At 71.8% G+C, this 12,347-nt stretch carries 9 protein-coding genes and 1 pseudogene; 3 read left to right on the top strand and 7 right to left on the bottom strand.

The annotated features are described in order from the left end of the window. The 3 genes and pseudogenes from DT019_RS40550 to DT019_RS35840 form a co-directional block, all read left to right on the top strand. Nucleotides 1-274: pseudogene (locus tag DT019_RS40550) on the top strand (hypothetical protein); the annotation flags it as partial. A gap of 852 nt (nt 275-1,126) precedes the next feature. Then, entirely contained in the window at nt 1,127-1,846 is a 720-nt protein-coding gene (locus DT019_RS35835; RefSeq protein ID WP_114041178.1) for a helix-turn-helix domain-containing protein, read from the top strand. 95 nt (nt 1,847-1,941) lie between these two features. Further along, a complete protein-coding gene (locus DT019_RS35840; protein ID WP_114041179.1) occupies nt 1,942-2,496 on the top strand; it encodes a dihydrofolate reductase family protein in 555 nt (184 codons plus the stop codon). A gap of 682 nt (nt 2,497-3,178) precedes the next feature. Here DT019_RS35840 and DT019_RS35845 read toward each other — a convergent pair. From DT019_RS35845 to fabF, 7 genes are all read right to left on the bottom strand, one after another. Next, nucleotides 3,179-3,583 (bottom strand): hypothetical protein, encoded by a 405-nt coding sequence (locus DT019_RS35845; RefSeq protein WP_114041180.1) that lies wholly within the window; start codon nt 3,581-3,583, stop codon nt 3,179-3,181. A gap of 61 nt (nt 3,584-3,644) precedes the next feature. Next, the gene (locus DT019_RS35850) at nt 3,645-5,093 is read right to left on the bottom strand and encodes a class I adenylate-forming enzyme family protein (RefSeq protein WP_114041181.1); all 1,449 of its coding nucleotides are present in this window, start codon (nt 5,091-5,093) and stop codon (nt 3,645-3,647) included. Continuing rightward, the gene (speB, locus tag DT019_RS35855; protein WP_114041182.1) at nt 5,086-6,126 is read right to left on the bottom strand and encodes an agmatinase; all 1,041 of its coding nucleotides are present in this window, start codon (nt 6,124-6,126) and stop codon (nt 5,086-5,088) included. The genes DT019_RS35850 and speB overlap by 8 nt, the downstream gene beginning before the upstream one ends. A gap of 1 nt (nt 6,127) precedes the next feature. Beyond that, on the bottom strand, nt 6,128-6,898 hold the full coding sequence (gene fabI / locus DT019_RS35860) for an enoyl-ACP reductase FabI (RefSeq protein ID WP_114041183.1): 771 nt from the start codon (nt 6,896-6,898) through the stop codon (nt 6,128-6,130). A gap of 482 nt (nt 6,899-7,380) precedes the next feature. Further along, nucleotides 7,381-10,101, bottom strand: coding sequence for a class III lanthionine synthetase LanKC (lanKC, locus tag DT019_RS35865; protein WP_114041184.1), 2,721 nt, complete (start codon nt 10,099-10,101; stop codon nt 7,381-7,383). Further along, on the bottom strand, nt 10,098-10,796 hold the full coding sequence (locus DT019_RS35870) for a GNAT family N-acetyltransferase (RefSeq protein ID WP_114041185.1): 699 nt from the start codon (nt 10,794-10,796) through the stop codon (nt 10,098-10,100). The genes lanKC and DT019_RS35870 overlap by 4 nt, the downstream gene beginning before the upstream one ends. Further along, complete coding sequence (fabF, locus tag DT019_RS35875) at nt 10,793-12,085, bottom strand: beta-ketoacyl-ACP synthase II (protein WP_114041186.1); 1,293 nt, start codon at nt 12,083-12,085, stop codon at nt 10,793-10,795. Before fabF ends, DT019_RS35870 begins: the two co-directional genes overlap by 4 nt. Nucleotides 12,086-12,347 lie beyond the last annotated feature (262 nt).

Below are 12,347 nucleotides of genomic sequence, written 5' to 3' on the forward strand. Positions count from 1 at the left end.
CGACGAGCGCGATCGCGTCCCGCTTGAACTCCTCGGTGTACCGCTTCGTGTACTTGCTTCCCACCTGGCGCTACTTCCTCTGGAACCTCAGGTCCCAGTCTCCAGGTGTCCACGATCAAGGGGAAGGCTCAAAGACCTCGTCGTCGCCAGGCTCGCGACCGCGACCGGAAGGCCGGTCTGGGAGGAATTCCTCGACCTGGACCGTGTGCTCGCTCGCATCGGGGACCAAGCCGATGAGCGGCTCGCCTTCCAGATGTCCCACCCCACAACTTGAGCAGCCGCTGGCTGCCCAACTTCCCCTGCATACTCACGGCATGGTTCGCCGGGAACGCAGAGGCTCTCCGAGCCTTTGGGAACACCGTCGAGCTTGGGCACTCACCAGAAGATGGCCGCCCCAAGAGCAGTGCATGGCTGACCGTCGAGGCCAGGAACCGGGGCGTCCAGATCAGCGTCTGGAGCAGCGGTGAAGCTGAATTCGGCTTCGTGGACCTCGACAGTGGTGACTACCGTTGCGAGCCCCAAGACCTCCAAACCAGCCACGAACTCCATGCTCTCGTCAGAGCCTTCCTCAGATCCGCACTCGGCTGGGTCGCCCCCGACTCGGGCTGCTGATCCCGACGCGCCGTTCCTCCGCCTTCCGCCTATACGGCCTGCCCCGGGCCACCACCGGGTCGGTGCAGATCGCAGAGGGAGGCGGCGGGCCGGACGGCGATGTCTGATGGCGCGACGCCGTCGAGGCGTTCCGGCCGGGGCCGTCTCCCTCACCCAGTGAGCGGCTCGGCAAGGTCACGCAGATGCTTCAGGGCCCCCTCTCGACGCTCTGTTTCGTCTTCCGCCCCGCAGATTGACGCCCGTATCAACACCGAGCCCTTCGGGCAGAGCTCAGACACCTTCCATCGGCTTTGTGCCGTGCGTGGCCCTGGGGGCGGGCAACCGGAGACGGCCCCTGCAACCGCGCAGGGTAGGGGCCCGGAAGCGCGTCGCCCCCGGCCCTCAACCCCCAGATCGATCAGCCACGTACGGGCCCGGCTGCGCGGATACCCTCGCGCATCCCGCTCGAAGCTTCGGCTGTCCGCGCCGCGTGGCACACTGGCGGCTCAGGCGGCGGTGAGCGGGGGCGTTCCGGTTGGGTCTTGAGATCGAGAGTCGGCCGTCGGAGCTGCCGTACATCGAGAGGGTGTGGCGCAGCCGCAGCAGCGAGGTGGGCCGGATGACGTCGGTCGCGGCGTCGCACTGGGAGCTTGTCTTCTGGGAGCACGAGGGCCGGGTGCAGGCGGCCGTGCTGGGCCCGGAGCCCGAGGCGTGCGTGGCTCCCGTTCCCAAGGACGCCACGTTCTTCGGTATCAGCTTCGCGCTGGGTACCTCAATGCCGCACGTGCCCATCAGCCGGCTGGTGGGTGGTATGGCGGAGCTACCCGACGTGACGCAGCACTCCGTGTGGCTGAAGGGTTCCGCCTGGCACGTGCCCGGTTACGACAATGCGGAGGCGTTCGTACGGCGCATGGTGCGCGAGGGCATCGTGGACTGCGACCCGATCGTGCCCGCGGTGCTGGGTGGCGCGGCCCCCGATGTCTCCGAGCGGACCCTCCAGCGGCGATTCGTCGCGGCAACGGGCCTCACCCAGGGGGCAGTTCGTCAGATCCACCGGGCCCGCGAGGCGGCGGTCCTGCTCCAGCAGGGGACAGCGGCGCAGGACGTCGTGCACCGGCTGGGCTACTTCGACCAGCCGCACCTGGCGCGGTCCTTGACCCGGTTCATCGGCCGTACCGCCACGCAGCTGAGTGCTCCCGACGCGGCCGAGCCGCTGTCGCTTCTGTACAAGCCCTCCTCCCCGGTGCCCGCATAGTCTTCCTGACGTAGCCGACGGGGGCGGCCCGCCCCGGCCGGAGTGCGCTTCGGCCGCGGCCGGGCGGCGGGCCCCGAACTCATCACGGAGGAATCATGCGCAAGGTCGTTTCGGGTCTGTTCGTCTCGCTCGACGGTGTGGCCCAGTCGCCGAACGAGTGGCAGTTCGCCTTCGACGAGGAGATGGGCGCCGCGCTGGGAAAGACGCTGGAGTCGGCCGACACGATTCTGCTGGGCCGGGTGACCTTCACCGAGTGGGCCGGGTACTGGCCGACGGTGACCGAGGGCGAGGACGCCGGCTTCGCCAAGTGGATCAATGACTCGCCCAAGTACGTCGTCTCGTCCACGCTGGACAGCGTGGACGACTGGGCGAACAGCACGCTCGTCAACGGCGATCTGGCGGCCGCGATCGAGGAGCTCAAGGCGGGAGAGGGCAAGGACATCACCGTCGCGGGCAGCCCCACCCTGGTGCGTTCGCTGCTGGAGCAGGACCTGCTGGACGAACTGGTACTGCTGATCCACCCGGTGGTGGCCGGCGAGGGCCGCAAGAAGCTCTTCGCCGACGACGCCAGCCTGAAGAAGCTGGAGCTGGTCAGCGCTCAGCCGACCAGCAGCGGAGTGATCATCGCTACGTACCGTCCGACGCGCTGACCACGGCTCGACCCGGCCGGGTGTGACGACCAGGGGCAGCGGTGCCGAGGGAGAGGACGTCGCCCCGTAGGCGACGGCGTAAGGCCGTTGAGGCTCGTACGGCGATCGCGGCCCCGGCGGTCGTCCACTCGGAGAGGGCGTCCTCCCGTATGTCCCGAGCCAGGCGGCCGATCAGGTTCTCCAGCACCGGCCAGCCACCGGGCGATCGGCGGGTCCCGCTTCAGAGAGCCGATCACGTCCTGCTGCTGTCCCTCGGCGAGGACGGTCCGGTGCAGGTCTATCCGGGAACGGGCGGCGTCGATGGCGAGGGTGCCCGGTGGGTGGCGGTCCTCGGCGTCGGTCAGGAGGACGGGTATGCCGCTGGTGCCGGTGCGGTGCAGGGCGGCGTAGAGGGCGCGGCAGGTGTCCGTGCCGCCGTAGCTGCAGCGGAACATGCTGCCCACGGCCGGTGCGTCGATCTGCCCGGGCGCCTCGACGCTGGTGCAGGGGTTGCCGACCGCCTGAGAGGTCGTGCCGCCCAACCGCAACGTGTCGACCGGCAGCCGGAACAGGTCCGCATCGCTGGTGAAGCCGAGTGCCTTACCAGCCCAGACCTGAGCACGGGTTCAGAGGGGAACGATCAGCCCTGGCTCTCCCAATCGGGGTAGCGCCCGGCCCACGCACCCGCTCGGCAACCATGGACTCACCGGCTCTTTCTCCCATTGGGAAACGGCCTGCTGCGGGCAGCGAAGGTAGACGCCCACAGGTGCACATGAATGCTCTTCGCGTCGAGCCGGACCAAGGCCCCCACAACCCTGGGCCGGTGGCCCAGGAGGGATGCCACCAGGCCGGTGTCGACGACGATGACGGCGACCCGCTTGCCCGTCAGGTCGACCAGGACCACGATCCGCGGACGGCCGCACCGCGTCCTGACTCGCCAGCGGTCGGCCGCCTCATCGAACTCGTACGACGTGACCTCCGAGCCGAACCGGATGTGCCGCTCCGAGCCGCGCTCCCTGACGACGCGCTCGGTCCACCACCGACTCTTCGGCCGTTCGTGCGCCCGTCGGGGCGGCCCAACGGCCCGGCCCCGGCGCGAGTCGGGCACCAACTCAAGGCTGGGCGCGAGCTTGGTTCGGTGGCGAGAACCGCTCCCCGCAGGACCTGGATCACCCGGGCTGCCCGGGCGTGGCCAGGCCGAGGGCGGTGCGCAGGGCGCCGGTGTCGACCTTGCCGTTGGTGCGCAGCGGGAAGTCTCGCACGACGTGGATGGCGTTGGGCTGTTCGTAGTCCGCCAGGTGGGGCGCGAGCAGGGCACGCCAGTGCCGGGACGGCAGGCCGTCTGGGTCGGCGACCACGAAGTGCAGGGCGCAGCCGCGGCGGGGGTCGTCGACGGGCAGGACCTCTACCGGCCGCCCGCATGCCTCCGCCTTCCGGGCAAGGCCCTCCGGGTAGAGGGTAAAGCCGAGGCGGTGGACGGCCCGGTTGCGGCCGAGGACGTGAACATTGCCGTCCGCGTCGAGGAACCCGAGGTCGCCGGTGGCGTACCAACCGCCTCGGTCGGCCGGGCACAGCGTGCCGTCCGGGTCGAGGCGGCCCTCCATCAGGTCGGGCGAGCGGACCTCGATCTCGCCCGCGTCGCCGGGGCCGAGCGGGACGCCGGCCGGGCCGACGACGCGCAGGGAGATGCCGGGCAAGGGGCGGCCGCAGCCGACCGGGGCGGTGGGGGTGGCCAGGGCGACGTTGCCGAGCTCGGTGAGCCCGTAGCCGTCGAGCAGGGGTAGGCCCAGTTCGTCGGCGAAGGATGTCGCGAGCGCGTCGGGCAACGGCGCGCCGCCCACGCCCCACACCCGTACGCCCGCGAGACCGGCCCGGAGTTCGGGCCGCCGCCGGCACAGGCCGAGCAGGGCGTGGTAGGTGGAGGGCGCGGCGTCGACGGCGGTGGCCCCGACGGCGGCGGCCTGTGCGACCGCGTGGTCGAGCCGCTGGTAGGGCGTGACGAGCAGGGTGCAGCGGGTCAGCCACCAGATGAGAATCACGGAGAGCCCGTACTGGTGGGAGAAGGGCAGCAGCGGGGCGAGGACGTCGTCCTCGCGGTAGCCCATGGCCCGGATGGTGCGCAGGGTGTTGCCCCGCACGGCGCGGCCGGACTTCACGATGCCTTTGGGTCGCCCGGTGGTGCCGGAGGACCACAGGACGAGTGCGTCGCCGCGCGCGAACCAGGCGTCGAGGCAGGGCTCGTCCGCGGATTCCGGGTCGACCCTGGTGCCGAGGCCGGAGAAGCGCAGCACCCGGCCGGCCGGGAGGTGGCTGGCGCCGTCGCCCTCGCACAACAGCCACCGCGCGTTCGCCTGGGCCGCGGTGGTGCGGGCCTCCGCGGCGGTCCCCCGGTGGTCGACCGGGACGAGCGAGGTGTCCAGGTGCATCAGGGCCAGCAACGCCACGACGTAGTCGACGGAGTTGTCACCCCGGACCAGGACCCGGTCGCCCGCGCGCACGCCCCGGCGGCGGAATTCCCGCGCGGCCGCGGCGATCAGCTGGTTCAAGGTCGCACCATCGGGGTCGCCGGAGCCGGCCGCCAGCCGGGGGGCGGGGGCGAGGACCGTCTGCTCAGTCATGTGTTCCTCCCGCCCGTTCCGCGAGCCGGACGGGCCGTTCCAGCAGGGGTGTGCGCGGGTCCCAGGGGCCGTCGGTCGCGTCGCGGCGGCGGCGCGCGATGCCCGAGAGCGTCTCCAGGACGATGCGGTTGCCGAGGTAGGCGGTGATCTCGGCGTGGTCGTACGGCGGAGAGACCTCGACGACCTCGGCGCCTACGACCGGCAGTTCGTAGGCGATCCGGCGTACCGCGTCAAGGAGTTGACGGGACGTCAGACCGCCGGGCTCGGGGGTGCCGGTGCCCGGTGCGTGCCCGGGGTCGACGACGTCGACGTCGACCGAGAGGTAGACGCCGTCGCAGTCCTCCATGGCCGTGCGGAACACCTCGGTGAGGCAGTCGTCCAGGCCGCGGGCGGTGATCTCGCTCATGTCGTACGAGCGCATGCCCTGGTCCGCCATCCACCGTAGCGTCTCGGGCTCGGGGTAGTAGCCGCGCAGGCCGATCTGGAAGAACCGGTCGCCCCGCACCGCGCCGGACTCGATGAGCTGGCGCATGGGCTTGCCGTGGCCGTAGAGCGGGCCCGACTCAATGTCGCCGGTGTCGGCGTGCGCGTCGAAGTGCAGCATGGCGATGCGACCCCGGCCGTGGTGGCGGGCCACCGCGCTCATGTCGGGCAGCGCGATGGTGTGGTCGCCGCCGAGCACCACGGGGATCGCGCCGAGGGCCGCCACCATGCGCACGGCGGCCTCGATCTGCCGTACGCTGCGGCCGAGTTCACCCGAGTAGCAGTGCACGTCACCGGCGTCGTACACGCTCAGTTCGGTCAGTGGGTCGACGCCCAGCGCGAGACTGCGGCGGACCCCGTTCTGCGGCAGGTAGCAAGCCTGCCGGATGGCGGCCGGGCCGAACCGTGCGCCGGGGCGGTGGGTGGTGCCACCGTCGAGCGGGGCGCCGAGGATGACCACGTCGGGGTGGTCCGGAGGATTGCGCAAGTCCAGCCGCTCGACTCCGAGGAAGGTGATGTCGGGGCCGAACATCGAGCCCAGGTGCCGCATCTCAGGCCCCCATGACGTGGTGTCCGCCGTCCACGTGGACGATCTCGCCGGTGGTGGCGGGAAACCAGTCGGACAGTAGGGTGAGGCAGGCTCGCGCAACTGGTTCGTTGTCGGCGGGGTCCCAGCCCAGCGGGGCGCGGGCGGCCCAGTCCTGTTCGAAGCCGGCTCCGTCGCCGCCGATGGCGCGGGCCGCGAGGGTGCGCAGCGGTCCGGCCGCGACGAGGTTGACCCGGACGCCTGCCGGGCCCAGGTCACGGGCCAGATAGCGGGCGCACGCCTCCAGGCCGGCCTTGGCCACGCCCATCCAGTCGTAGCCGGGCCAGGCGCGCGAGGCGTCGAAGTCGAGGCCGACGACAGCCGATCCCGGACGCAGCATCGGACGGCAGGCCACGGCGAGCGCCTTGAGGGAGTAGGCGGAGGTGTGGAACGTGCCGGCCACATCGGGCCAGGGCGCGGAGAGGAAGCCGCCGTCCAGACAGCTCGCCGGTGCGTGGGCGACGGCGTGCAGGACGCCGTCGAGGCCGTCGAGGTGTGGGCTTACCCGCTCAGCGAGCGAGGCGAGCTGTTCCTCGTCGGTGACGTCGAGGTCGATGACGGGGGCCTCGTGCGGCAGGCGCCGGGCGACGCGCCGCACCAGCGAAGGACGGCCGTAGGCGGTGAGCACGACCTGGGCACCTTGTTCCTGCGCGAGCCGGGCCACCGCGTACGCGATGGAGCTCTCACTGATCACCCCGGTGATCAGCAGTCTTCTGCCGTCGAGCAGCCCGCTCATCGGTCTCCTTGGTGTCGGGGTGGCTGCGACCGGCGGGGCCGGGGCCACACGGGTGTGGGCCCGGCCCCCGCGCGGCGGTGTCAGCAGCTGTTGCTGATGGTGCTGGACAGACGCTCGGCCTCTGCGGCCGGGACCTCAAGACCCTGAAGGTCAAGAACGATTGCCATGATGGGGTGCCTCCTCTCCGGGTGTCGGTGGGACGGCCGGCTCGCACTCGGGGCGCGGGTCGGCCGTGCCGCGCGGGTGTCAGCAGCCGTTGCTGATGGTGCTGCCGAGCGCCTCGGCCTCTGCGGCCGGGACCTCAAGACCCTGAAGGTCAAGAACGATTGCCATGATGGGGTGCCTCCTCTCCGGGTGTCGGTGGGACGGCCGGCTCGCACTCGGGGCGGGGGCCGGCCGTGCCGCGCGGGTGTCAGCAGCCGTTGCTGATGGTGCTGCCGAGCGCCTCGGCCTCTGCGGCCGGGACCTCAAGACCCTGAAGGTCAAGAACGATCGCCATGATGGAGTGCCTCCTCTCCATGTCCTCGGGGCCGTCCCGCAGGTACGGGGACGGGCCGGATCGACCGGTCCGGCGAGGGCCGGCCGGAGTTCTGGGGCGCCCCGTGACGGGGCGCGGTGACCGCCCCGCGGGCGGGTCCGGGGGCGAGGAAGGGCAGGAAGCCCTGACGGCCGTCGAGCGCTGCGGACAGCGCGAGCAGGATGCCCGCGGAGCCGGTGGCGAGGTCCATGGAGAGCCTGCGTAGCTGTTCGCCGGGGAAGGCGACGTGCCCCCGGTAGGACAGGGCGTGCCAGCGCAGCCGGGCCAGGTGCCGCTCGACCGCGGGTCCGACACCGGGACCGCCAGCGCCTCGGTCGCGGAGCACCGCGAGCGCGGCCAGCAGACCGGCCCGTCCGGCGAACAGGTGTGGTTCGATGACGAACTCCGGTTCGGCGCCGCGGCCGAGCGCCGGGAGCAGCTCCGCGAGCCGGTCGTCGGGCCGGTGTGCAAGGACCTGGGCGGCGACGAGCGCGATGCCCGCACCACCCACCTCCAGGTACGGCAGCAGCCGGTAGCCGGCGTCAACCTGGAGCGAACCGTCGCCGGCGACCTTGCACAGGTCGAGGTCGCGGTGGAGTGCCTCGACCGCGAGGTCGAGGTGGGCGCTGTCGCCGGTGTCCTCGTACAGCCGCAGGAAGAACAGCGCGGGGCCGCTCCAGCCCCGTAGGAGTCCGGCCCGGGTGCCCTGGTCGCCGCCGCGCACGATGCCCGGGGCGACGCCCGCGCGGACCGCGTCCGCGGTGCGGGCAGCGAGTTCCAGGGCGTCGGCGCGGTACTCCCCGTCGCCGGTGCGCCGGTGGAAGTCCAGCAGGTTCAGGCCGATGCCGGAGGCGCCGTGGAAGAGGCTGATGTCCCGGGTGTCGGCGAGGGTGCCGCGACAGGATTCGAGGGTGCGCAGCGCCGCCTCGCGATGGCCGAACTCCTCCAGGACGTGGGCGATTCCGTGGCGTCCGTCGTAGAAGCCGGGCCTTGGGTCGCCCGGCCGCGCGGCCGCGTCGAGCAGCCACCGCTCCAGGTCCGGGTGGCGTCCGGCGCCGCTGGTGTGCAGAGCCCACAGCACTCCGGAGGCTCCGTAGGCGAAGTTGAGGCCGTCCGTGTGGAACTGCCGTACGTCGCCGGGGAAGAGCCGGTCACGGCGTTCGGGCGTCGCGCTGAGCAGCACGGCCCTGGCCATGGAGTCGCGGACTGCGTCCCAGTCGGCGTCCGGCTGGGCCGGTGCCCGCAGCGCGGCCGGGACCTTCGCCAACGCCGCCTCGGTGGGCGCCAGTTCACGGCGCACCGCGTCCAGCGTGCCGGGCCGGAGTCGGAAAGCGCGCTCGGCCTCGTCGGTCTGGCGCACCGGGCGGCCGGGGTCCAGCTCGGACAGGTGGGTGAGCGGGAAGAGCACCCACAGCCGCAGCGCGGCCAGCGCGTGCCGGTCGATGGCGAAGCCCGACTTGCCCGGGGCCATGAAGCCGGGGTGCCCCAGGCCGAGCCGTTCGGCCTCGGCCACGGGGACGGTCAGTTCGAAGTCGACGAGGGCGACGCGGTCGTCCTCGTCCACCAGGACGTTGGCGGGGTGCAAGTCGCCGAAGACGAGTCCGCGGGCGTGCACGGCGTCGACCAGGCGCTCGATCCGGTCGACCACCGCCAGCGCCCGGTCGGCGTAGGCGGCCAGCGCCGCCTCGTCCGGATCGGCTTTGGTCAGGGGGTAGTTGCGGGCCAGCCACGCCTGGAGGGTGTCGCCCGGCATGTGCTCGACGGCGAGGAAGTGGTGTTCCCACACCTGATGGTGGCCGTGGAGGGCGGGAATGCCGGGGATGCCGGCGAGCCGTTCCACCGCCCGCCGTTCGCGGTGCAGCCGGGCGGTCGCGTCCACGCCGTGGCCGTCGAGGCCGGCGTGCGGGCGAGCCTCCTTGAGCACCACGCGCTGCCCGTCGGTGTGGCGGGCCTCGTAGACTCCGCCGCCGTTGGAGAAGTGCAGGGCGCGTTCGACCGTGTAGGGGAAGTCGGCGTCCCTGCCCGCAGCCTGGCGGGTCGCCAGGTGCGGTGCGAGGAAGTCGGGGAGCTCGACCCAGTCGGGCACCTCGAACACCGGCCGGCGGCGGTCGGGGACGAGCACGCCGTCGGGCCGCTCGACGGCGGGGGCCGGGGTGCCGTTCTCGTCCGGACAGTACCGGGTGACGAATCCGCCGTAGCGCACGTACAGCGGGCCGTTGCCCCAGCGCAGGTCGGTGAGGATGTACGGGCCGGGCTCGCCGTCGAGCGCGGGCGCCAACTCCTCAAGGACCGTGCGCAGTTCGGAGTCGTCCCGGGGGTAGATCGTCACGAGCTTGCCGCTGGCGGAGCGGGGCGCGTACTTGAGGCCGTGGGCGGCGACCACGGAGCGGGCGCGCAGGAACTTGAAGGGCACGCCGAGCCGGACGCAGTGGGCGTACGTGATGTCGATGACGCGCTGGGAGTTGTCGGGCAACCCGGAGACGTGGATCTTCCAGCCCTGCCGGGGCATGGTGTGCCCGGTCGGCTCGTACACCACCCACATCTCGCGGTCCCGGCGCTGCCAGCCGTGCGGCACGGGTCCGGCGGTCTGGGTGAAGGCGGTGTCGTCAACCATGCCCCGGCTGCCGATGTCGTAGAAGACCGGGTCGGCCTGGCAGTACGCCTCCGCGGGCGGCCTGGAGTTCATTGCCCGCCCCCGTTCGGCGCGGAGGGGACCGGCTCGGGGGTGTCGCCGAGCAGCAGCCGGAAGGAGGTCTCGGTGTCCGGCTTCCGTAGATGGGCGCGGATCAGGTCGCGGGCAGCGGCCTTGTCCTCCTCGGGGACGCGGTCGGGCCCGACGAAGGAGGGGGACGTGCGGGTGAGGATGTCGACCGCCTCGTAGTACTCATGGCGCAGCAGCGACCACACTGCGGCGTGGTGGTATGCGCCGTCGAGAAAGAAGAAGTCGCGCAGGACGCCTTCCAGGACGAAGCCGGCCCGGGTGACGAGCCGCAGCACGGACTTGTTGTAAAGGGCCGTGGTGAACTGCGCCCGGTGCGCGTTCAGAGAGTGGAAGAGGTGGTCCAGGAGGAGGTCGAACGCCTCCGCGCCCAGCCCCCGCCGCCACAGCTCCGGGTCTCCGATGGCGCCGCCGATGATGAAGTTGCCGGCGGGGCCGGACCTGCGGTGATTGACGGTGCCGACGGTGCGGCCGTCGTGGTCGCGGACCGCGAACTGGCGGATGCTGCCGCTCTCGTCGAGCTGGCGCAGGGCCTGCGGGGTGGCGTACTCGTTGGTGTCGGCGGTGAGGACTGCCGCCGGTGAGTTGGGGCCGAGCCATTCGGCCATCAGCTCGTAGTCGGCGTCGGTGGGACGCACGAGGCTGACCAGTCTGCCCTTCATCGCTGCCCTTCCTGTTGGTCTGCGGACGTGGTGGCGGGCGCCCAGGCGCGGACGACGAGGACGGCGTTGTGACCGCCGAAGCCGAACGAGTTGCTCAGCGCGGTGCGGGTGGGGTGCCGTCGGGCCCGGTGCGGCACGTAGTCGAGGCCCAAGTCCTCCGGGTCGTCGCAATTGACGGTGGGCGGCACCACTCCGGTGCGGACGGCCTGCACGGTGGCGATCAGCTCGACGGCACCTGCCGCGCCAATCATGTGGCCCGTCATCGACTTCAGCGAGCTGATCGGCACCCGCGGGGCGTGGTCGCCGAACACATCGCGGATGGCGGCGCTCTCGATGCGGTCGTTGAGTTCGGTGCTGGTGCCGTGGGCGCTGATGTAGTCGATGTCCTCGGGCCGTGCGCCCGCGTCGGCGAGCGCGTCGGCCATCGCCCGCTTCACGGCGATGCCCCCGGGGTGCGGGTGGGTGGAGTGGTAGGCGTCGGTGGTGACGCCGTATCCCGCGACCTCGGCGAGGATCTCGGCCCCGCGCCGCTCGGCGTGCTCGGCGGACTCCAGGACGACCACCCCGGCGCCGGCGCCCATGACGAACCCGTCGCGGGCCCGGTCGAAGGGGCGGCTGGCGCGTGCCGGGTCGGTGCTGCGGGAGAGCGCGCCGACGTTGGCGGCGGCGGCCAGGTCCAGGGGGTTGACGGCGTCGTCGGAGCCGCCCGCGACAACCACGTCGGCGTATCCGTGCCGGATCAGCCGCAGAGCGTCGCCGATCGCGGTGGCGCCGGTGGCGCACGCCGCGACCATCGCCCCGGACGGGCCCCGGGCGCCGATGTGCCCGGCTATCTCGGTGGAGGCGCTGTCCACGGAGCCGCCCGCGGCCAGGTAGGGGGTCATGGCCCGGCGGCCGCCGCGGTCCAGGGCGCGTACCCCGGCCAGGGTCATCTGGCCGGGGCCGTAGCCCGATCCCACCAGCACCGCGGTGCGCGGGGCGGCCTCCTCGCCGATCTCCAGCTTCGCTCCGTCCATCGCCTCCAGGGCGGCCGCGAGGCCGAACTGAGCGAAGCGGTCGAGGCGGCGGGCGGTCCGGTTGGGCATGTAGGCGCGGGGGTCGAATTCGGTGACCTCGCCGGCCAGCGGCGTGGGCAGGGAGTCGGCGTCGTAGCGCGTGATGCGCTTGATGCCGCTACGCCCCTCGGTGAGGGCGGTCCAGAACTCCTGCGTGGTGTTCCCGACTGGCGAGATCACCCCGAGTCCGGTGACGACCACTCGCCGGTCGTCGTGTTGTGTCTGGCTGGGCATCTGTCGGCTCCTCCTCTCTGCTCCGGGCGGTTCCGCTCCCCGCAGTGGCCGGTCCTGCCCGGCAACGGAACCTTGACTCAAAGCCGATTCCATTGTCAAGAATCATGACTCAGGATCTTCTGAGTGTCATGATGGAGCCGTCTTCCGTTACTCACGTAGACGTGGATGCTCGCCTATCGCCATTGACCACCCAGTTTGAAATGGGGTTCACTGCTCAATCATGGATAGTCAAACTCTTCACTCACGAGTCATGGAGGAATGA

Source organism: Streptomyces sp. SDr-06 (assembly GCF_003324565.1).
Classification (GTDB): Bacteria; Actinomycetota; Actinomycetes; order Streptomycetales; family Streptomycetaceae; genus Streptomyces.

Bases quoted from the DNA above. Each gene is read 5' to 3' on its own strand.
- DT019_RS35850 (WP_114041181.1), bottom strand. From the start codon at position 5,093: ATGACTGAGCAGACGGTCCTCGCCCCCGCCCCCCGGCTGGCGGCCGGC.
- fabI (WP_114041183.1), bottom strand. From the start codon at position 6,898: ATGAGCGGGCTGCTCGACGGCAGAAGACTGCTGATCACCGGGGTGATC.
- lanKC (WP_114041184.1), bottom strand. From the start codon at position 10,101: ATGAACTCCAGGCCGCCCGCGGAGGCGTACTGCCAGGCCGACCCGGTC.
- fabF (WP_114041186.1), bottom strand. From the start codon at position 12,085: ATGCCCAGCCAGACACAACACGACGACCGGCGAGTGGTCGTCACCGGA.
- DT019_RS35870 (WP_114041185.1), bottom strand. From the start codon at position 10,796: ATGAAGGGCAGACTGGTCAGCCTCGTGCGTCCCACCGACGCCGACTAC.
- DT019_RS35840 (WP_114041179.1), top strand. From the start codon at position 1,942: ATGCGCAAGGTCGTTTCGGGTCTGTTCGTCTCGCTCGACGGTGTGGCC.
- speB (WP_114041182.1), bottom strand. From the start codon at position 6,126: ATGCGGCACCTGGGCTCGATGTTCGGCCCCGACATCACCTTCCTCGGA.